We start from the raw sequence: 20,009 nt of genomic DNA, 5'->3' as shown, positions 1-20,009 counted from the left end.
ATGGTATTGTAAGTTATTATTTATATCTTTTCTCTGTTACAGATGTGTGAGCAGGCGGTCGACGACGTACGCAGCACCGTCTTCGTCGAGACACATCGGGTTGAGAACAATCTCGCCCTCGTCGATGCGGTCCTCGCCGACATACACGCGTGGGTCCTCGCGCTGCAGTTCTGACACCAACGCGGCTGCCGAAAGAGTCGATTGGGAGTGAGTTATATCCACAATGATCCGTGGAGCAACACTCTGCTCACCACCAGCAACAACTGTGGTCTCTACGCCCGCTGCCTCAAGTTGGCTCGCCATGTTTTCGGCGAGGTTCTCCCACTCGGCGACAAGCGCTTCCTGATCCTCTTCGATGAATAGTTCTAGCGCGCGAATGAGGCCGACAAGTTCCTCCTTGCCGACCTTGAGCGACCGTCCGATTCCCTGTCTGGGAACCCCATCGAACCGTTCCGTATCGATAAGCGAGCTGGGTGGGTTCCAAACCCGGCGGTCGACGTGCATATCCTGGTGCTGCACAGCGATTGAACGGATATACTGACGTTTGCCGGCGATGATACCCGTCGTCTGTGGGCCGCGGATTCCTTTGCCACCGCTGAACACCACCATGTCCGCTCCCTGCTCGACGAAACGAGAGAGGTTCTCAATGGGCGGCACCTCGGCGGCAGCGTCGACAATCACGGGAACATCGTGTCGGTGTGCGATCTCCGAGACCGTCGAGAGGTCCGGCTGTGTGTATGTTTTCTGGACGTACGCGACCCCGGCAGTGTTTTCGTCGATGGCGCTTTCGATCTCCCAGGGTTCCACGTTTGTTGCGCCAGTGCCGAGATGGTAATCGTTTGTCCCGACATCGACAATGTTTGCGCCAGCCGCTCGCAGTGCGTGGTCGTACCCCGTCCGGTGAGTCCGGGGCATCACGATGTCGTTTGGTGCGTCTGTCGGATGGGGTAACTCCGACATGGTCTCCGGGTCGTCCCCCGCGATTGCGGCAGCCGCGGCCAACAACAGGCCGGCCTCAGCACCCGGCGAAACGTATCCGGCTTCCGACCCGGCGATTTCAGCGATCTGTTCGGAAGCCTTTGCCTCTAGATCACTCAGCTGAACGAATTCGTCGGCAGCAGCGCGCATGGCGTCCGCGGCTTCCTCTCGAATGAGGCTGCCGCCAATCCGCGTTTTTGTGCCCGCTGCATTGACGACCGGCGTGACACCCAACTGACGATACACCGACTCTGACTCTGTTGTGAATGGAACCATAGTTGTGCTCTTTTCACTACCGCTAGTCCCGTATACGAACTCAAACCCGCTCCAGGTATATGAAAGATTCCCATCTATAATCGAAAAACACAAACTATTATATATCTCTGTGGAACAATAACAGGTATCGCATGGCACAGTTAGAGCTCGATAACCTTGTCAAGACGTTCTCCGACGGGAGCGACGAGGTTGTCGCTGTCGATACGGTGAATATGTCGCTAAACGACGGCGAGTTTCTGGTACTGGTCGGCCCATCCGGCTGTGGAAAATCGACAACCTTGCGGATGGTCGCCGGGCTTGAGACGGTGACTGAGGGTGATATTCTGATCGGAGACGAGTCTGTCATCGGCACCGAGCCCCGTGACCGCGATATCGCGATGGTCTTTCAGAACTACGCGCTCTATCCACATATGACCGCAGAGGAGAACATGTCGTTCGGGTTGAAGATGACGACGGACCTAGATACAGAAACGATTGAACAGCGTGTAACCGAGACAGCCGAGATGATGGGCATCGAGGACTTGCTTGATGATCCGCCAAAGGAGCTATCTGGGGGCCAGCAACAGCGGGTGGCGCTCGGGAGAGCAATCGTTCGGGACCCAGCGGTGTTCTTGATGGACGAGCCACTGAGCAATCTGGATGCCAAGCTCCGGACGAAAATGCGGACAGAGCTAAAGAGCCTCCAGAACGAACTCGACGTGACAACGATCTACGTTACTCACGACCAGACGGAGGCAATGACGATGGGCGACCGTATCGCTATTCTGGACGATGGCGTGTTACAGCAGGTTGGAACGCCACTGGAGTGTTATCACCGTCCAGCCAATCGGTTTGTCGCCGGGTTCATCGGGTCGCCCTCGATGAACTTCATTCCTGCCGCTGTCGAGGACAGGTCGCTAGTGCACCAGGAGTTTACCTACGAGCTGTCCGCTGAAACCGCCGCCCAGCTCGACGGGTACGAGGAAGTCATCCTCGGTGTCCGGCCTGAAGATATTCAGCTCAACACCGCGACTGGCCCGGAGCAGACCGTTACCGCGACCGTCGACGTCGTCGAGCCACTTGGGGACCTGTTTCATGTGTACGTGACTATCAACGGGCAGCAGTATACGGTCACCGTCGAGGATGGAGCAAACCTCGGGAATGGCGTCACGGTCGGATTGCAGTTCCCAGAGGAGGTCATCCATCTGTTTGATGCGGACTCCGGCACTGCGATCAAGAACAGTGAAACGGAAATCGACGAAGAGAGTCCGGTTGCAGCCTGATTTTTCTCATTCCGCGACGTCCGATAGAACGTGGCTTGAGAATACCCGAGAAGGGTACCAGTGGTAGTGACGGCCGGAAGAATACCAAAGGAGCCACTGGGAGGACCAGCGCGGAACCGACCCATTTTGACGGCTCTGTGAGCAGGGCTTGCTGACGAGATGGTCTGAGACGTGCTTGCTCAGTATTCAATATTTCCGCTCTGCGAGCGGGTGTGGGAGTTCGTTTCGTAATGTGAAATTCATTCGCGCAGTCACCAGAAGTAGCTAGCGAGGCGCAGTCACTTGCTATATGAACTGTTGTCGTTGTGAGGGGTCAGTACCGCAACGGCACTGTGTTTCGTAATACGACATCTGCATGGCCTTCAGATAACAGGCGTACAAATATTATCGGAGTGGTCGACTGCTCTACACGTCTCACTAGGCGTCGGGAGCAGAGGGGAGACAGATGCAACCCTGACTGAGATTCAACACCTGTGAACAACCCTCACTGTAGGCCGGATGGTTGCACTGCGCTCTGGAGCGCACATATCTCAGAGATACAGCCATAGGATAACAGGCGTACATCTATTATCTGATTCAGAATCAGCCTGAGAGTTACCGGCCGTAGGTGATAGTGTCGGCGTTGGAGTGCAGACCAGTATCGAGGCGATACGAGAAGCGATTGCGGTTGTGCAAGGAGAGTGCTGAGCACGAACAGGGCGAATCGAAACGGACTGGGAGACCGTGACAGGACTAGTCCCGGTAACGCTGCTATCCTCGCTATGTTCTCATTTGTATTTCGTATGCTGCGGCCGAGTTCAAGCTGATTGAACATCCTGGTGTACAGCAAGTGCCACCGTCCGACATCTGCATCGGCCGGCATTAGAGCACCGGGACACCGCCGCCTTACTCCGTTTCTCAGTGGCAATACAGTGGTCAGTAGGTACGTAAACGGACGGACGGAATTTAGGAGAGTCACTGGATTGCCGAGTTTTGGGTAGTATATCATGGTGCAGTCGTCGCGACGCCACTGGGAATACACCTGATAACACAGTCCCCGGACACAGAGTTCAATCTTGTTGAATAATTTTATAAACAGTTAGCCGAATATACGCGTATGACAGGACAAGGCCCGATAGAGTCCGCCGGGAGGGTGCTGGACATTATTGAAGCACTGAAAACGGAACAGGCACTCGGCGTCACTGAGCTGGCAGAGCGGGTGGAGATGCCCAAGAGCACAGTCCACGTTCATCTCTCGACACTCCAGAGCCGAGGCTACGTCGTCCAGGACCAGAACAAGGCGTATCGGCTGAGCTTGCGGTTTCTGGATATCGGGATGAAAGTCCGCGAGCGGCAGGAGATGTACCAGGAGGTCGCCCCGAAACTGAACGAGATAGCCGACGAAACCGACGAGAAAGCGTGGTGGATCGTCGAAGAGAACGGAAAGGCGGTCTTCCTGGCCAAAGCGCTCGGCAGTCGGGCGATTCAGACAAACTCACAGATCGGCCAGTACACCGAACTGTACAGGCTCGCTGGTGGCATGGCAATCCTCTCAGTGTTGCCGAAACACCGGCGGGAGACAATCCTCGAAAGCTACGACTACCCCCTCCCCGACGGTCGGGAGCGGCAGGAACTCGAAGCAGAACTCGACGAGATTCAGGACCGCGGCGTCGCCTACGGCATCGACCAGTTCCTCGAAGGCGTAGCCGGCGTCGGTGCCCCGCTGGTAGACAACGCCGGCAACACGTACGGTGCCATCAGCGTGTCGGGACCAGCGAACCGGCTGGACTCCGAACGCATCGAAAACGAACTGACGGACCTCATCCGTGGAATCTCCGGCGAGCTACAGGTGAATCTCTCGTATCAGTAGTTCTACTGACTCGAACACCACTGATCTGGGCAAGACACCTGTGAGACCGTTCGAATCCCTTCGGAACAACGCTATAGCACGATAGAAGCCGATTCAATAGAATAGAACTTTCCGTGTTACATGTTGACACTCTTGATGTGTTGGCACTCTAGTGGTCGTTACCGCTCGGTGCATGGGGCTCGAACTATGGTCGGTAAGCCCCGTCTCGAACGGGGCCCTGCGCTATACGGCTAGTGACCGGGGATCGGGTCGTGCCCGGCGATTGTCGCCATAGTCAGTCAGTGACACCGACGCCGAGGTGTCTGTCGAGTACGTCCTCGTTGTTCTGGATCTCCGCCGCAGTCCCCTCGTGGACGATCTCGCCCTTTTCGAGGATGTACGTGTACTCCGAGACCGCCAGTGCGACCGGGATGTTCTGCTCGACGACCAGCACCGTGATACCCTGTTCGTTCAGTTCGAGGATCAGGTCCTCTATCTGCCGGACGACATAGGGTGCGAGCCCTTCCGTCGGTTCGTCAAGCAACAACAGATCCGGGTCGGCAGTCAGGGCGCGGCCGACCGCGAGCATCTGCTGTTCGCCACCGGAAAGGACCGACCCGTCCTTGTGTTCTCGCTCCGCGAGGTTCTCGAACATATCCAGTACGTCGTCGACTGACGGCCCATCAGGCGACTCGGCACCGATTTCACCCATTCTGATGTTCTCTCGGACGGTCAACTCGGGGAAGATCCGTCGCTCTTCGGGAACGAACCCGATGCCGCTCCGGATCGTCGCCTCGGAGTTGCGTGTCGTGATGTCCTCGCCGTTGAACGTTATTGACCCACCAGTCGGGGTGATGTTACCGACAATCGACCGTAGCGTCGTCGTCTTGCCGACGCCGTTGCGCCCGACCAGCGACACAACGCTTCCGCGTTCGACATCCATCGAGACGCCCTGTAGCACCTCGGTCATCCCGTACCCGGCCCGGACATCTTCGAGAGAGAGGAGCGGGTCAGTCATTCTCGGACACCACCGAGGTACGCATCGCGGACGTCTTCGTTGTTTGCGATCTCGTCGGGTGTCCCGCTTGCGAGTTCTTCGCCGCGAGTAAGGACAGTAATCCGGTCCGAGACACGCATCACGAGGTCGATATCGTGTTCGATGAGCATCAACGACCGATCCGAGAGGACCTCATCGATGAGGTCCATCGTGGCCTGTGTTTCCTCGCTACTCATTCCGGCGGTCGGTTCGTCGAGCATGACGAGGGCGGGGTCTGTCGCCAGCACGAGCCCCAGTTCGAGTCGTCGCTGATCGCCGTACGCCAGGGCCTCCGCGTGCTCGTCAGCCCTGTCTTGGAGCCCGATCTGTTCCAGCACCGTCCCGGTTTGCTCCGTGATCTCGTCGAAGCCGTTCTTGTCACGGAACAGCGCTTCGCTGGGATTGATCTCGTCACTGTGGACGGACTGTGCTGCCAGCCGCACGTTTTCTCGAACGGTGAGACCGCCGAAAACGTTCGTAATCTGGAACGAGCGGCCCAGTCCGCGGCCAACCCGTTCGTGTGGCGCGACGTCAGTGATGTCCTCACCTTTGAACCGCACGACACCCGCTGACGGCGATAGTGCGCCAGTGATGAGATTAAACGTCGTTGTCTTCCCGGCCCCGTTTGGCCCGATAACGCTCCTGAACTCACCGTCCGCAACCGACAGCGACACGTCGTCAACGGCGGTGAGCTTGCCGAACCGCTTCGTCAGTCCGTCCGTTTCGAGTACAGTCTCAGTCATCGCTTCTCACTTCCGGCTCATCCATGTCGACAGGACCGTCCGCGTTGTTGGCCGTCTCCAGCCGTTGTGCGACGAGAGACGGAATCGATACGATACCGCGTGGGACGAACAGCACGAACAGGATAAACATCGTCCCGATGATAAGCCGCCACTGGTCGGTGTACGACGAGAGGAACTCCTCGGCACCGAAGAAGACACCGGAGCCGATCATGGGACCGTACAGTGTCCCCATTCCGCCAAACAGCGCAATGACGATGACTTCACCAGAGTGGATCCAGTTGAGGGTCTGGTCCGGTGAAATGATGACTGTCGACGGACTGATTGCGAGGAGGCCGCCAGCCAGTCCAGCCATTCCGCCGCTGATGACAAACGCCCGGCGCTTGTATCTGTTGACGTCATAGCCGATGAACTCCGCTCGCTCCTCGCTTTCCCGAATCGACTGCAGGACACTGCCAAACGGCGCGTTCATCATGCGCCGAGCGAACAGGAACGACAGCAGGGCGATGAGCAAGGCGAGATAGTAGAACACGAACTGCTGTCCGAGTTCGTAGCCGAGGAGCCCGAACTCGATGTTCGAGAGCGACGCCCCGACAGTACCGAATCCGAGGAACGCTTCGAAGCCGAGCAGGCCGTCGCTCCCGCCGGTAAAGTCGAACTTGAACACAGCGCTGTAGAGCAGTTCCGCGAACGCCAGCGTGATCATGGCGAAGTACACGCCGGAGACCCGAATCGAGAGGCTGCCGACGATCCAAGCTAGGACAGCACAGATGAGAATCGCCCCGAGCAACACGACGAAAACCGACTGCGAATAGTGCAACATGACGAGCGCGGCGGTGTACGCACCGACGCCGTAGAACATCGTGTGGCCCAGGGGGACCAGGCCGGCATAGCCCATCACGATATCGAGACTCAGTGCGAAGATAGCCCAGATCAGGATCTCGTTGAGAACGACGAGGTAGTACTGGTCGCCCATGAACAGAATCGCGAGTGGGGCGAGCGCGAGCGCGACAACGGCGATACCGCCGAGCCGTACCCGTGTGCTGTCCGCCAGTACCCCGCCGTACCCCCCGACGAGGATCTCGCCCTCGCTTTCCGACTCGTCACCTCGCGTTCCGAACAGTCCTTGCGGTTTCACGAGCAACACGGCGATCATGAGCAGGTACACAGTCAACCCCTCGAGATTGGGAACGCTCAGCGTGACATCGCCGACCGTTGCCACGACAGACCCACTGTAGGCCCGCATCAGCGTCTGGACGACACCGACGAGCAACCCGCCGAAGACGGCACCCCTGAAGCTACCGAGGCCGCCGAGGACGACGACAACGAACGCCGGGATGATGACGCTGTTCCCCATGCCGGTATTCACGTTCTGGTAGCCACCGAGGACAATCCCGGCGACGGCAGCGAGCGCCGCACCGACACCGAAGACCAGCGTGTAGTACTGGTCGATGTCGATACCGACGTTTCGGACCATTTCGCGGTCCTGCGATCCGGCACGAATGATCATCCCGTACTTCGTCCGGTTCAGCAGGTACCACGTCACTACCGCGAGCAGCGCCGCAAAGACGATCATGAAGTAATTGTACACGGACACCTGGACGCCCAGTATGGACACTGGCCGACTCAGATACTCCGGGACAGCTAGCTGTCGTTGCTGTGTCCCCCAGATAAGACGGATACCGTCGTTGATCACGAGCACGAGCCCGAACGTCAGGAGAATGTGATATAACGGGTCTCGACCGTACAGCGGTCGGACAGTCGTTCGCTCGATAGCGGCACCGATGAGGCCGACGGCGACCGGTGCAACCACTATCGCGATCCAGAACCCAGTCCCCGCGCCGAACGGCGCGATGATGCTGAGGGAGAAATACGCACCGAGTGCGAACAGTTCGCCATGGGAGAAGTTGATCACGTCCATCACGCCGAAAATGACCGATAGGCCGGCGGCTAGCAGGACGTAAACCATCCCCAGGGTGAGGCCATTCAGCAGTTGTTCGATGAAGTCGGCAGCAACCATTGTGCTACCTACATCTCACAGCCGAGGTCACTGGCTGGTGGCAGCGTCTCCGAACCCGGGACCTGCTCGAGGAGTTCGACATCCGCTGAACCACCATCGCCTTCGACGAGTTCGGCCATCCACGTCGGATTGGTGGCCTGGTGATCGCTCTCCCGAAGCGTGATGTCCCCCAGCACTGTCGTGAACGTGCCTCCTTCGAGGGCGTCCCGGACATCCCCCGGTTCGGTGCTCCCGGCTTCGTTCATTCCTTTGGCCATCAGCCGTATCGAGTCGTAGCCGACGCGGGCGAAGTTGCCGGGCTCTCTGTCGTTCTCGCTGGCGTAGGCCTCGACGAATGCCTGATTGTCCCCGGTCTCGAGCGAGGGGTCATACCGAGCGCCGCCGAAGGTGCCGACGCTGTTCGACCCGGTCCCGGCACGGACGCTCTGGAACGTCTGGGTCGGACCGACAACAGCCATCTGGTCGGTGAGGCCCTGATCTGCGGCCTGGTTAGTGAAGTTCACCAGATCACCACCGGTCATCCCCAACACGACCACGTCAGCGTCGGAGTTGCTGATCTGCGTGATGAACGAGCCGTAGTTGCTGGCACCCAACGCCGACGTTGATGTCCCGACCTCGGTGTAGTCGTCACTGGCACTCTCCATTCGTCTGCTCGTGCGGTTGTACACCGAGTCGCCGTACGCGTAGTCCGCGTAGTGGAACCAGACGTTGTTCCCCAGATTGTTGACTGAATACGCCGATATCGCCTCAGCGATCTGTGCAGTGTTCGTTTCAAAGCGGAACACCCATTCGTTGCAGGCAGACCCGGTGATCGGAACCGCTGCGCCGCCTGGGAAGTAGATATGCTCAGATTGCGCGGCAAAGTCGTTCAGCCCGAGCGCAACGGAGCTTGAAATCGCACCGAACACGAACTCTGCCCCCTCTTCCTGAACGACACGCTGGGCCTCGGACTGTGCGGCCCCGGCCTCAGTCTCTGTATCGCCCGTCACCAGCTCGAACTCGAAGTCGTAGTCGTCGTTGTTGTTTATCTCCGTTACAGCGAGTTCAGCGCCAGTGCGCTGGCCCGGCCCGAGAGAGCTGAACGGGCCAGTCATTGGATTCAGGCTCGCGACGGTCACCGCCTCCTCGCCACCTGTTGATCCACCTTGGCAGCCGGCGAGGCCAAGCGCGCCGACCGCGCCAGCGGCGGCGATGAACTGTCTCCGTGAACGGTCGATTCCCACACTACTGTCTGGTGAGGTACCTTCGCTCGACATAGGTTCATTATCTATTGTTAAGCAAATCGTATTAAAGCCTTGCCCCCTGTCGGCGTGTCTCGCGCTGTTCGCCGCGTTCGGTAACTCCACTATCGCGTCTCGCGGCTTTTGATCCCCACCGCCGTGGGGGCTAGCTGGTGTTGTCGTCCTGTCTGTACAGCCACGCCAGCGCAGTCCCGAGTACTGCGGTCGCCCCAGTCAGTGCTGTAAAGCCGGGACCACTGGCGGCAGTCCCGGTATTCGTCTCCGTCGCTGTGACCGTGCTCTCTGTCTCGGCAGGAGTTGTCGCCCCACCGGCCACAGTACTCTCGTCTGTCTCAGTGCCCTCACTCGTCGGCGTGTCATCGGTGGCACCGTCAGCCGGGCTTGCTGACCGCGTCAACTCACGGGTTTCAGCCGTTGCGGACTCGATAGCGGCGTCAGCGAACAACAACTGTTTGTACTCGAAGTCCTCGAACATCGCCAGCTGGTCGTCGTAATGTTCGCCGGTAGTGCCGTCTGGAGCGACGTAGCCGTCGTTTCCGGGCGGGAGGATGTTCTCTGCCTGCGGGTCGTCGCTGAGCCGGACGACGTGATTCTCGGTCCCACGGTTCATCAGCGCCGTGTTCCCCGCGGACGTGACGCCGATAGGCATCCCGAACAGCGCGAGGTTGTCGAACTCGTGCAGGGCTGCCTCACGCCGCCAGGACTCCGGGTCGCCGTCGTATCGCTCGGCGAGTTCGCTCACTGCGGTCCGGAACGCCCTGACCAGCGCGTCCGTGATATCTCCATCGGCGTACTCGGCCTGCGTCGGCAGTGCTGTCTCCGCCGGGTTGAGGACCCGCATCAGGGTGCCGCGCCCGTAGTCGTAGTCGAGGAAGTACGATGCCGGTCCGTATGCGCTCCCGAACGTCTCGCTGAAAACCTCTTCCAGAATGTACGGGAACGTCGCATCCCAGATCGTGTAGCCGGCAGAGTGGCGTCCCTCGTTGTCTTCGCCGTCGGCCTGGGCGAAGTGGTCCCACGAAGCCAGTTCGTCGCGGGCTTGCTGTTCGGTGCCGGAGAGGTCTGCGTCCGAAAGCGCGTCGAGCAGATGCTCTCTGTACCGAATCGAACGCAGATCGGTGAAGGAGATATCGTAGATAACGGTCTTCAGGAACTCATAATCGACTGTCCCCTCCTGTACTAACCGCTGTTCGACCAGATTGATGATCCGCTGCACGCGGTGGTCGGTCGCCCACGAATAGCTCAGGTCGCCGTTGTTCCAGTCCGGTGCGGGTTTGTTGTTCCACTGTGCCGAGTACCCCGGGGCGGGGTTGATCGCGTAGGGCACGTCACCGTCAGCCGCGCGCAGGTAGTCCGCCGACGTGAGTTCGTACTGCGTTCCGTCGGCCGGCAACCGAGTGTCCCAGTCGACTGCTTCGCTGTCCGGATACCGTCCCAAGTGAACATACGCGATGTCGCCGTCCTTGTCTGCCCACATGAAGTTCAGTGCATAGTCACAGCGCTGTGCTGACTCCCGGAACTCCTCGGCGTCCGTCGCGAACTGACACTCGTAGAAGGCCCGCCAGCAGTTCATGTGCCGGCCGGCGTATGACTTCGTCTGCGCCAGCGCTTCCCCGTTGTCGGGGTCCCACTGTGTCACGACACCATGGCGTGTGAACCGTTCCGTGTACGTCACGTCCTCGCCGTCGGCGACAGTGATCGTCTGCTCGGCTGTTTCGACCTCGTACTCCTCGCCCTGGAAGGTGTACGTGTCCGGACCCGACGCGTTGGTGGTGATCGACTCCGTGAACATCTGGATGCAGTTGTCGATCCCGGCGGTCGAGGTCAGTGCCCCGTTGCGGTTGTGGCCGAACATGATGAACGGATACCCGGTAACGGTGACACCGGTGACGTCGAAATCCGGCCCGTGCAGGCTCGCCTCGTACATTATCGAAGGCGTGTTGAACCCCATCTGTGGCCCGCCCATCAGTAGCGCATCGCCACTGGCCGTGATATCACCCTGGACAGCGAGGGCGTTGCTGCCGTACTTGATCGGGAGGCCCAGACTATCGAGTCCGGACGCAAGCGTTCGCATCCGCTCCATCTCTCCTTCGTGCATCCCGTCGGCGTCAGTTGGAGGCGTGTAGTCCCCACCAGTAACCAGGTTGCTCGGCGTCACAGACGCGCCGGTTGCCCCGCGCGTCACCCTGTCTGTCTCCTGTCCCCCGGTCACGTTGGGTGTCGACCCTGCCCCGACATCAGTATAGGGAGGGGAGTAGGCATCCGATGGCTGGACTGTCGAGGTCGGGCAGCCGGGGTCGTTACCCCACTGCAGGTCCTCGAAGAGCGCCGTGGCACGCTGTTCGCTCCCTGTTTCCTGTGTGAGTGCGTCGAGGACAGTCGCGCTGAGGGTCTCCAGCTGGAAGCCGCTGAAATATGCCATACTGGCGACGAACATCCCCGCGGTGTCCGCCGTAGTAAACGCCTCGGGCTCGAACCCGTGCTCCTGAAACGCCTGGTGGAATTCCAGCTCCTCGCTCTCACGGACGTCGGTAATGTACCGGTTGATGCCGTCGGTAAACGCCTGCAGGACCGCTCGCTGGTCCGCCGTCAACTGCTCAGCGGCCTGCTCGTCGAGTGACGGCTCGCCGGCGGTGTTGCGCCGCGCCTCGATATCGAACTGGACCCAGTCGGTGTCCCCGTCACCCGAGCCGAGGACCGCTGCGACAGTCCCGTGATAGTACCGCCGGTACAGTTCTAGCTGGTAGAGCCGGTCGGCCGCGGTCGCGTATCCGAACCCATAGAACACCGGGTCACGGCTGTCGGCGTCGCGGGCGTAGACGTGTGGCACGCCGTAGTCGTCTCGTCGTATCGTGACCGTCGCGTCATCGTCCTGTGCGTACGCTAGCTCCGTCTCCACGGCTCCGATACCGGTCATGCCGGTGACCGCCGCGCCCGTCTTCAGGAGCGTTCGTCGTGTGAGGTGCCGCCGCGATTGCTGGTGCTGTGCTGGCATCCCGTAGTCGACAGTCTGGATATTTAATAAATATTTGGGAACATTTCAGACGGAGTCGGGTGTGTCTGTTCGAGTCCGGTATCAGTGGTGCAGGAGTATAGACTATAGCAGGGAGGGGCCGGGTACCCTCCCACCGAGATTGACACTTATCGTCCGACCCAAGCATATAATTGGGAGCCTGACGCAGTCCTCGCCATGTCTCAGGAGACGCCGATCCGTGTCGATCATATCGGAATCGCTGTCGAGGACATCAGTGACGCCGAACCGTTCCTGTTCGCCCTCGGCTGTCGGAAACTCATCGAAGAGTCCGTCGAAGGGCGGTTTCGCTGGGCGCAGTACGATTTCGAACGGGACGCGTCACGGCTGGAACTCATCGCTCCGGAGGCACCGGACACGTTCCTCACGTCGTATCTCGACGACCACGGTCCGGGACTCCACCACGTCACGCTCGAAGTGGCTGCGGTTGACGCGATGAAAGCGGTCCTGGAACGCAACGGCTACAGCGTCGTCGAGTACCGCGAGTACCAGGACTGGACCGAGGCGTTTGTCCCACCGTCGAACCCGACCGGGGCGCTCTTTCAATTGTTCGAGTATCACGACAGCTACGACGCTGAGCGGCCGCCCGCCGAGAAACTCTACGTCGATGGAAGCCGACTCGATGGCTGACATCTGCAACGGTTCGCTCTCGGGAAACGGAGTCGAACGGGAACAGCAGGAGCGACGCTATCAGTCGTCTCTTTCGTCGAGCTGGACCGTTTCCTCGACAATCATTCGGGGGCCGGCCTCCAGGTCGATAAACTCAGCCGCGTCGGCCTGGACCGTCTCGGCGAGGTCGGAATCAAACGCCTCGCTGAGTGCGTCCATGTCCTCGAAATAGAGCTCAAGCACGCCGTCGTAGGCTGCACGCTCCGGGTCCGTTGGCACGGATGTTACGTAGCGTTGCAGTCCCGGCAGATCCTTCGCTAGCTCCGAGTGATCGCCTTGCCATCGGTCGGCAAACTCCTCGTGAGTGTAGCCATCTCTCCGGACGAGCAAATCGACGATTTTTGTCATGCGTTCCCCGTGTCGCCCCGGAGTGGCTTTTACTTACCGATCAGACAGGGCTGCCACCGATTCAAGCTACTCGAACAAAACACTTGTAAGCCAATTAGTCATGTGTGTACGTATGGCAATCCCGCCCGCTGTCAACAGGCCGGTCGGAACGATTGAGCGAGCGATCGAGATTATAGAGTATCTCAAGGAACACGACACGGCCACCGTGTCGGAGATGACGGCCCACCTCGACTGTGCGAAGAGTACAACGCACAGATACCTGAAGACGCTCGCGGCCAACAGCCTCCTCGTCGAGGACGACAACGAGTATCAGCTCGGTATCCGCTTTCTGGACTACGGCGAAGTGGCGCGGAACAAATACCGGCTCTACGACGAGGCCAAGCCGAGAGTCGACGAACTCGCGGAGGAGACCGAGGAAAAGATCTGGTGTGCAGTCGAAGAACACGGCCGGAGCGTCCACATCTACGGCGCGCAGGGCAAACACTCGGTGCAGACGTACGCCCGGGTCGGCCATCGGAACTATCTCCACCAGCACGCCGCGGGGAAGGCCATACTCGCACACCTTCCGGATAGCCAGATCACGGAGACCATCGACAGGCACGGCCTGCCCGGCCGGACGCCACAGACGATCACCGACAGGGACGAACTCTGGGAGGAAATCGAGACGATACGTGACCGCGGCTACGCGTTCAACTTTCAGGAGTCTGTGGAGGGACTGCACGCGGTCGGGGCCCCCATTACGGACGAAAACGACGTTGCCATCGGGGCTATCAGTGTCTCCGGCCCGGCAAGCCGGCTTGAAGGCCCCATTCTCCGGGACGAACTGCCGACGCTGCTACTGGGCGTCGTCAACGAAATCGGGATAAACATGGCCCATCCGTGAGACCACCAGCGCAGTTCTAGCGGGGCAACTGGCTGTTTTTGGACTGTTCTTCCCTGTGTGCGGTATCAGCCAAGCTAGGGACTTCGTTCTGGGATGGGGACGCGCTCACTCGCTGGTCCACTCCGGCTCTCTGTCTTCGAGGAACGCGTCGATTCCTTCGTCCTTGTCACCAGTTGCGAACAGTTGCGCGAACAGTTCGGCTTCGTACTCGATGCCGGCTTCGAGGTCCATGCGGGAGCTTGCGCGGACGGATTTCTTCGCAAATTCGAGCGCCGCGGGGCTTTTCTCTGCAATGGATGACGCTAGATCGTAGACGCGCTCGTCGAAGGAGTCGTCGTCGTGGACCTCGTCGACGAGGCCGATGTCAGCGGCCTCCGTCGCGTCGATGAGTTCGCCGGTGAGGATCAGCCGCATCGCGTGGCCTTCGCCGACCAGACGTGGCAACCGCTGTGTCCCGCCACCGCCGGGCATGATGCCGAGGTTGATCTCCGGCTGGCCGAACTTCGCGTCCGTGTGCGCGATCCGGATATCAGCCGCCTGAATCAGCTCACAGCCGCCGCCGAGCGCGTGCCCGTTGATGCGGGCGATGACCGGCATCGGGCACTCGTCGACGTACTCGTAGACCCGCGGTCGCTTGCTCGCCTCCCGTTGCTCTAGCATATCCCGCTCGCGGAGTTCCGTCACGTCGGCACCCGCAACGAATGCGCCGGTGTCTGCCGCGCCAGTCAACACGACAGCACGTACGTCACTGTCCGGAACTGCGTCGAAGACCTGTTTGAACTCCGACCGCAACTGCGTGTTGAGCGCGTTTCGGGCCTCCGGACGGCGTAATTCGACGGTAGCGACGTTCTCGACGCGGTCGCCGACGCTCACCGAAACCGTTTCACAGTCCACCGCGGCGTCAGCGAGGTCCGTCATGCGTCCCCCCAGTCGCCGCTGGTGCCGACGATGTCGCCGTCCTCCCAGACGTAGAACCCCTCGCCGGATTTCTTGCCGAGTTTCCCGGCCCGGACCTTTCGTTTCAGGATCTGTGGCGGGCGGAACCGTTCACCGAGTTCCGCACGCAGGTACTCGAGGATATCGAGGCGGACGTCGAGACCGACGACGTCGCCGAGTTCGATAGGCCCCATCGGGTGATTGTAGCCGAGCTCCATCGCGGTATCGATGTCCCCCGGTGTTGCAACGCCCTCCTGCACCATCCGCATCGCTTCGACGCCCAGCGAGACGCCGAGGCGGGAGGAAGCAAAGCCCGGTGCATCGGCCACCTCGACCGGTGTCTTGTCGATCCCGTTGACGAACTCGCGGGCACGCGCGACCGTCTCGGCACTCGTCTGTTCCGCGACGACGATCTCGACGAGTGCCATGATGTGAACCGGGTTGAAGAAGTGAAGGCCGATGGCTCGGTCGGGATAGTTGAGGACGCTCGCTATCTCAGTCAGTGACAGTGAAGAGGTGTTTGACGCGATAAGCGTCGCCGGGTCGACGTGGGACTCGACCTCGGTAAGCGTCTCGTGTTTGATATCCATGTCTTCGGGGACTGCTTCCACGACGAGGTCTGCCCCGGTCACAGCCGCCTCCAGCGATGTCGTTCCGGTGAGGCGGTCCAGGGTTGCCTCAGCCGTGGATTCGGTCACTTTCTCCCGGGCGATACCCTCCTCCAGATTCGACTCGATGGCGGCCAGGCCGTCGTCGACGATATCCGCCTCGATATCACGGAGAGTGACGTCGTGACCGGCCATTGCCGACACCTGAGCGATACCGTGTCCCATGGTACCGGCGCCTAGGATAGCTACGTGCATCGTTTCTCAGCACAGTAGCGAAGGATAAAAACGTTGCTTGCGTCTCGCCGCCGGCGTGGCCTGCATTTAATACGGCGGCCGCGATAGGAGTCGGTGAGGATGACTGCTTCCGACTCGCAAGCCGTTGTTGTCGACGCCGTACGAACGCCACAGGTACCGAAGGATGGCGCGCTGGCCGGGACACATCCCGAGGACCTCGTCACCGCTGTGCTTGCTGCCCTCGTTGACCGGACCGATGTCCCGGCCGTCGAGTGGGACGACTTCCGGCTCGGGTGTGCAAACCAGGAGGCAGAGCAGGGGCGCAACCTCGCCCGGCAGTCGATACTCGCCGGTGGGTTCCCCGAGACGGTGCCCGGGGCGACGACGACCCGCCTGTGTGGCTCGTCACTGACGACGCTCGTCGACGCCGCTCGCGCCATCGAGGCGGGCGACGGGGCGGTGTATCCGGTGGCCGGTGTCGAGCACATGAGCACCGTCCCTTTCTCCGACTGGCTGCATCCCGCTATCGAACAGCGGTACGACCCCGACAGGCTCCCGATGGGACAGACGGCCGAAACCATCGCACGGACCCACGATATCAGCCGAAAAGCCCAGGACGAGTTCGCGTTGCGTTCACACGAGCGGGCGGTCGCTGCCATGGAAAGCGGTCGGTTCGACGCAGAGACCGTGCCAGTCCACACCGACGAGGCAGCGATAGAGACCGACAAAACACCACGGGCAGACACGTCAGTCGAACAGTTGAGCGAACTCCCAACGGTGTTTCGTGACGACGAGGCGGCGACAGTCACGCCGGGGAACGCGTCACCGCTGACCGACGGGGCTGCTGGGATGCTTGTCACCTCAGCGGCGTACGCGGACCAGCACGGTCTCGATGTCCTCGGCCGGATCAAGACGCGGGCCGTCGCCGGTGTCGATCCGCTGGTAATGGGACGGGGACCGATTCCGGCAACGCGTGCTGCACTGGACAATGCCGGCCTGACAATCGACGATATCGACCTCGTGGAACTCAACGAGGCCTTTGCCGCGCAGAGTCTCCACTGCAAGCGCGAGCTGGGGATTCCGGCCGAGCGGCTCAACGTCAACGGTGGCGCTATCGCGCTCGGCCACCCGCTTGGCTGTTCGGGGGCGCGGATCACGACAACGTTGTTACACGAGATGCGACGGCGGGAGGCGACGCACGGACTGGCGACGATGTGTGTCGGTTTCGGTCAGGGCGTCGCGGTTGTGTTCGAGCGTCCCTGATGCTGTCGGCTACCGGCGCTGGCTGGCGACCTGTGCTTTGAAGCCGTATCTGATGACGCCCTCCTGCGTGTAGATGCGCCGCGTCGTCAGCACGACGGAGGTGCCTATCGTGACCTCGTCGGTTGTATCGAGCACCTGTGCGGGGACGCTCACAGTCTGCTCGCCAGATGGACCATCAAGCGCGACGATAGCGCTATCGAACTCGCCGCTGCTGGACTGCTGGGCGACGAACTCCGGTGGCGCACCCCCCTGTTCGATAGTCGTTACTGCCTCGACTGTCCCGGTCCCGGGCAGTTCGACAGTCTCGAAATCACCGGTGCGCTCGTGACAGTCGTTGCAGGCCCCGGTGGGCGGGAAGTTCAGTGTACCGCACGCAGAGCACCGGCCGGCGACGAGCCGGTGGCGTTGCGGAAGCGTCCGCTGCCAGGACGGGACGCTAACGTAGGCGCCGCCACCCTCGGGTTCGTCGCGCGTAATCTCGCCACGCCGCCTGAGGTACTCGGCGTAGGACAGGGAGACGGCACCGTCCAGTGCAGTGTTGACCGGAACAGGACCAGTGGCGACGAACAGCGTCGCACTCGCACCGCTTCCGTACGCGGCAATCAGCACGCGTTCGGCGTCGTCTGCAAACGCTGTCGCCGCTCCGAGAAACGCACTGGCAGCGCCGGTGTCCCCGAGCGTACTGACTGTGTCCGCGGCGGCAATAGTCTCTGCGTCAACCCCGAGCGCACCTGTTGCCCGATACGGGAGTTTCCCGTCCGGGGACTGGACCGCTGCCGCATCGACTGTATCCATCGACACGTCCAGTCTGTCGGCCGCACTGCCGAGCGTGGTCGTGAACGCCTCGCGGTCGTACTGCGGCACACCCAGGCCGGTCGTCCGGTCGTCCCCACCCGTTCTGAAGCGCGTTCCGGGGTAGGCCTCAGTGTGTGACGCCCGGTCAACGACGGTCCCGGGACCGTCCTCGTCGACAACGAGCGCGACACTCCCGGCACCGGCGGCGTGCTCGACGCCGCTGTCGGGGTCACCTCGGGGACAGTCACTGATGACGACGAGGCCGACACCGTCCCCGAACGGCCCGCCGTCCATGGTTGCGTCCAGTGCCTGCGCACCGACGTGCGTGGAGCCGGTCATGGTCTGGGTCTTTGCGCTGTCGGGGACGTTGAGAATACTGCAGAGTCGCGCCGCAAGGTCCTCTTCCGCCATCGGTGGTGTCGTTGTCGCGAAGGCCAAGTGCGCGACATCCGTCCCGGACGCGTCGGCCGCAGTGAGCGCACGGCGTGCGGCTTCGACACCCATCGTGACCGCGTCCTCGTCGGCGTCGGGAACCGCTTTCTCGTCGACCCCCGCTGCATCGAACCGACCCCAGGCGGCTTCGAACTCCGCGGCGTCGATCCGCAGGCGAGGTGCGTACGCGCCGATAGCCGCGAGCCCCGACGCAGTCATCGTGCAGCCTCCCGTTCGAGGATATGGACAACTGCGCTGCCGCCGCTCCCACCCACGTTGTGAGTGAGCCCGTACTCCGGGGCCGCTAGCTGCCGGTCCGCGGCGCTGCCGGTGAGCTGTTTGAACGCTTCGACAATCTGTCCGGCCCCGGTTGCGCCGATAGGGTGGCCCTTCGATTTCAGCCCGCCGGAGAGATTGACCGGCATGGCTCCGTCAGCTTCGGTCGTTCCCTGTTCAAGCAACTGTGGGGCCTCGCCGCGGTCACAGAAGCCGAGGTCCTCGTACGCAAGCAGTTCGGCGATCGTGAAGCAGTCGTGTACCTCGGCGAAGTCGAGGTCGTCAGGGCCGATCCCGGCACGATCATAGGCCGTGTCTGCAGCGGCTTCCGATGCAGAGACCGCGGTGTAGCTATCTCGCTGGAAGAGGCCGACCCGGTCGCTGGCCGCACCGACCCCGGCGAACCGGACCGGGTCGTCAGTGTACTGCTCAACGACGTCTTCACTGGCGACGAGAGCGACGGCTGCGCCGTCGGAGGTCGGACAGCAGTGATAGAGGTTCAACGGGTCCGCGACGACCGGGGCGTCGACGGCGTCTTCGAGGGAACACTCGAAGCCCAGATGGGCCTTCGGGTTCTTTGCGCCGTTCCGATGGTTCTTGACCGCCACCATCGAGAGGTGCTCCTCGCTGGCCTCGTACTCCTGTAGATACGCACTTGCCATCTGTGCGTAAACGCCAGAGAAGGTCGTCCCAGTCAGCCGTTCCCACTCTGTTTCACCGGAGACGCCGAGCCAGTACTTCGTCACGTCGCTGCTCATGTCTGTCATGACTTCGACGCCGCCAGCCAGCGCCACGTCGGCCATCCCGCTTTTGACTGCCTGCACCGCCTGACGGACGGCGTAGCCCGACGCAGCACAGGCGTTTTCGACGCGCACGCTGGGGATTCCGTGCAGCCCGGCGTGTTCGGTTGCTGCCGGTCCCGAGAGACCGAGTTGTCGACCGCCCACGCCGAGTGAGCCGACGACCGCTTCGTCTATTGCATCCGTGTCGATACCGTGGTCGACACTGTCGATGGCTTCGCTGACTGCGTGGTCGAACAGTGATCTGTAGCTCTCTTCGGGCATCGAGCCAAACGGCGTTTGCCCTGCGCCGATGAGATACGCGTCCCGCATACATGGAACTCTGAGGGTACTGAAAAATAGCTTTGCATCAC

16 protein-coding genes are annotated in these 20,009 nt (G+C 61.1%); 5 read left to right on the top strand and 11 right to left on the bottom strand.

Translation table 11 applies throughout. The features are described from left to right. Positions 1–36: 36 nt before the first annotated feature. On the bottom strand, positions 37–1,254 hold the full coding sequence (locus ACNO8S_RS19435) for an aminotransferase class V-fold PLP-dependent enzyme (protein WP_050007469.1): 1,218 nt from the start codon (positions 1,252–1,254) through the stop codon (positions 37–39). Positions 1,255–1,385: 131 nt separating this feature from the next. On the opposite strand from ACNO8S_RS19435, the gene ACNO8S_RS19430 reads away from it, so the two are divergent. Both ACNO8S_RS19430 and ACNO8S_RS19425 read left to right on the top strand, forming a co-directional pair. Next, on the top strand, positions 1,386–2,516 hold the full coding sequence (locus tag ACNO8S_RS19430; RefSeq protein ID WP_420183020.1) for an ABC transporter ATP-binding protein: 1,131 nt from the start codon (positions 1,386–1,388) through the stop codon (positions 2,514–2,516). 1,096 nt (positions 2,517–3,612) lie between these two features. Next, the gene (locus ACNO8S_RS19425; protein ID WP_014030881.1) at positions 3,613–4,365 is read left to right on the top strand and encodes an IclR family transcriptional regulator; all 753 of its coding nucleotides are present in this window, start codon (positions 3,613–3,615) and stop codon (positions 4,363–4,365) included. A 274-nt stretch (positions 4,366–4,639) separates the two neighbouring features. Here ACNO8S_RS19425 and ACNO8S_RS19420 read toward each other — a convergent pair whose 3' ends face one another. The 5 genes from ACNO8S_RS19420 to ACNO8S_RS19400 all read right to left on the bottom strand — a co-directional run bounded on the left by ACNO8S_RS19420 (position 4,640) and on the right by ACNO8S_RS19400 (position 12,376). Next, on the bottom strand, positions 4,640–5,362 hold the full coding sequence (locus ACNO8S_RS19420; protein WP_014030882.1) for an ABC transporter ATP-binding protein: 723 nt from the start codon (positions 5,360–5,362) through the stop codon (positions 4,640–4,642). Next, on the bottom strand, positions 5,359–6,123 hold the full coding sequence (locus tag ACNO8S_RS19415; RefSeq protein WP_014030883.1) for an ABC transporter ATP-binding protein: 765 nt from the start codon (positions 6,121–6,123) through the stop codon (positions 5,359–5,361). The genes ACNO8S_RS19420 and ACNO8S_RS19415 overlap by 4 nt, the downstream gene beginning before the upstream one ends. Then, positions 6,116–8,140: an ABC transporter permease gene (locus ACNO8S_RS19410; protein WP_014030884.1), complete on the bottom strand. Its 2,025-nt coding sequence runs from the start codon at positions 8,138–8,140 to the stop codon at positions 6,116–6,118. The genes ACNO8S_RS19415 and ACNO8S_RS19410 overlap by 8 nt, the downstream gene beginning before the upstream one ends. Positions 8,141–8,148: 8 nt before the next feature. Next, positions 8,149–9,396: an ABC transporter substrate-binding protein gene (locus ACNO8S_RS19405; RefSeq protein WP_420183019.1), complete on the bottom strand. Its 1,248-nt coding sequence runs from the start codon at positions 9,394–9,396 to the stop codon at positions 8,149–8,151. A gap of 130 nt (positions 9,397–9,526) precedes the next feature. Beyond that, the gene (locus ACNO8S_RS19400; protein WP_420183018.1) at positions 9,527–12,376 is read right to left on the bottom strand and encodes a penicillin acylase family protein; all 2,850 of its coding nucleotides are present in this window, start codon (positions 12,374–12,376) and stop codon (positions 9,527–9,529) included. A 195-nt stretch (positions 12,377–12,571) separates the two neighbouring features. Here ACNO8S_RS19400 and ACNO8S_RS19395 point away from each other — a divergent pair, with 195 nt between their 5' ends. Beyond that, positions 12,572–13,042 (top strand): VOC family protein, encoded by a 471-nt coding sequence (locus ACNO8S_RS19395; RefSeq protein WP_420183017.1) that lies wholly within the window; start codon positions 12,572–12,574, stop codon positions 13,040–13,042. Between the two features lie 60 nt (positions 13,043–13,102). Here the strand turns inward: ACNO8S_RS19395 and ACNO8S_RS19390 are convergent, their stop codons facing one another. Next, complete coding sequence (locus tag ACNO8S_RS19390) at positions 13,103–13,429, bottom strand: EthD domain-containing protein (protein WP_050036557.1); 327 nt, start codon at positions 13,427–13,429, stop codon at positions 13,103–13,105. A gap of 112 nt (positions 13,430–13,541) precedes the next feature. Between ACNO8S_RS19390 and ACNO8S_RS19385 the strand changes: the two genes are divergently transcribed. Next, positions 13,542–14,312, top strand: coding sequence for an IclR family transcriptional regulator (locus ACNO8S_RS19385; protein WP_014030889.1), 771 nt, complete (start codon positions 13,542–13,544; stop codon positions 14,310–14,312). Positions 14,313–14,417: 105 nt separating this feature from the next. Here the strand turns inward: ACNO8S_RS19385 and ACNO8S_RS19380 are convergent, their stop codons facing one another. Both ACNO8S_RS19380 and ACNO8S_RS19375 read right to left on the bottom strand, forming a co-directional pair. Further along, positions 14,418–15,230, bottom strand: a complete 813-nt coding sequence (locus ACNO8S_RS19380) for an enoyl-CoA hydratase/isomerase family protein (RefSeq protein ID WP_050036556.1) — start codon at positions 15,228–15,230, stop codon at positions 14,418–14,420. Next, a complete protein-coding gene (locus tag ACNO8S_RS19375) occupies positions 15,227–16,111 on the bottom strand; it encodes a 3-hydroxyacyl-CoA dehydrogenase family protein (protein WP_014030891.1) in 885 nt (294 codons plus the stop codon). Before ACNO8S_RS19375 ends, ACNO8S_RS19380 begins: the two co-directional genes overlap by 4 nt. Positions 16,112–16,210: 99 nt before the next feature. Between ACNO8S_RS19375 and ACNO8S_RS19370 the strand changes: the two genes are divergently transcribed. After that, the gene (locus ACNO8S_RS19370) at positions 16,211–17,353 is read left to right on the top strand and encodes a thiolase family protein (RefSeq protein ID WP_420183016.1); all 1,143 of its coding nucleotides are present in this window, start codon (positions 16,211–16,213) and stop codon (positions 17,351–17,353) included. A gap of 9 nt (positions 17,354–17,362) precedes the next feature. Here the strand turns inward: ACNO8S_RS19370 and ACNO8S_RS19365 are convergent, their stop codons facing one another. Together ACNO8S_RS19365 and ACNO8S_RS19360 are read right to left on the bottom strand one after the other, a co-directional pair. Beyond that, entirely contained in the window at positions 17,363–18,799 is a 1,437-nt protein-coding gene (locus ACNO8S_RS19365) for a zinc ribbon domain-containing protein (protein WP_151104025.1), read from the bottom strand. Beyond that, complete coding sequence (locus ACNO8S_RS19360; protein WP_420183015.1) at positions 18,796–19,968, bottom strand: thiolase domain-containing protein; 1,173 nt, start codon at positions 19,966–19,968, stop codon at positions 18,796–18,798. The genes ACNO8S_RS19365 and ACNO8S_RS19360 overlap by 4 nt, the downstream gene beginning before the upstream one ends. Positions 19,969–20,009 lie beyond the last annotated feature (41 nt).

The organism is Haloarcula sp. KBTZ06 (genome assembly GCF_048595605.1).
Classification (GTDB): domain Archaea; phylum Halobacteriota; class Halobacteria; order Halobacteriales; family Haloarculaceae; genus Haloarcula; species Haloarcula hispanica.
This window is presented reverse-complemented; position numbering and strand designations above follow the sequence as displayed.